General features: G+C 65.5%; 1 pseudogene. It reads right to left on the bottom strand.

Annotated elements, in window-relative coordinates:
• Positions 1-264: pseudogene (locus LI92_RS21605) on the bottom strand (type I glutamate--ammonia ligase); the annotation flags it as partial.

Below are 264 nucleotides of genomic sequence, written 5' to 3'. Positions count from 1 at the left end.
GTGTTCTTGATGATGTACTTGAACAGCATCAGGTCGTCGGCGGCGTGCAACAGGGTGTTGAACTTGTAGTTGATCTCGGTCTGCCCGCCGGTGCCGACCTCGTGGTGGCCGCGTTCGACGGTGAAGCCGGCGTTGGTGAGGTTGGTCGACATGGCGTCGCGCAGGTCGACGTACTGGTCGGTGGGGGCGACGGGGAAGTAGCCGCCCTTGGGGCGGACCTTGTAGCCGAGGTTGGGGCTGCCGTCGGCCTCGGTGGTGCGGCCG

It is taken from the genome of Mycobacterium sp. UM_Kg1 (genome assembly GCF_000972925.1).
Taxonomy (GTDB): Bacteria; Actinomycetota; Actinomycetes; order Mycobacteriales; family Mycobacteriaceae; genus Mycobacterium; species Mycobacterium hiberniae.
The sequence above is the reverse complement of the archived record's forward strand: the minus strand, read 5'-3'. Positions and strand labels throughout refer to the sequence as shown.